This window comes from Pseudomonas tremae (assembly GCF_001401155.1).
Taxonomy (GTDB): domain Bacteria; phylum Pseudomonadota; class Gammaproteobacteria; order Pseudomonadales; family Pseudomonadaceae; genus Aquipseudomonas; species Aquipseudomonas tremae.
Window position 1 is genome coordinate 1 of sequence record NZ_LJRO01000358.1, and the last position, 318, is coordinate 318.

At 60.4% G+C, this 318-nt stretch carries 1 protein-coding gene; it reads left to right on the plus strand.

Annotated features, from left to right (window positions below; all coding sequences use genetic code 11):
• On the plus strand, positions 1-235 hold a 235-nt coding region (locus tag ALO43_RS19915), incomplete at its 5' end, for an FCD domain-containing protein (RefSeq protein WP_157062345.1).
• Between the last annotated feature and the right edge of the window lie 83 nt (positions 236-318).

The following is a 318-nucleotide window of genomic DNA, read 5'->3' on the forward strand; positions in this document are numbered from 1 at the left end:
GATCGATATCATGAAACATCTGGGCACCAAGCTGATTCCCCGCACGCGGATGAACTCGGCCTACACAGGGCAGAGCGATCGCAACGCCTACCTGGCCGGAATCAACACCGAACATCGGCAAATCTACAACGCCATCGCCGAAGGCAACGTCGACGCAGCGCGCTCGGCGATGTACCTGCACCTCAACGGCAGCCGCATGCGCCTGCGTCGCACTCAGGCGCTGTACAGCGACTGAGCGATTCAGGGCCGGACGCGGAGTTTCTGCCAGACACCTATCGTTCCTCATGCTCCAGTGTGGTGATGCCTTGAGTGACGCTC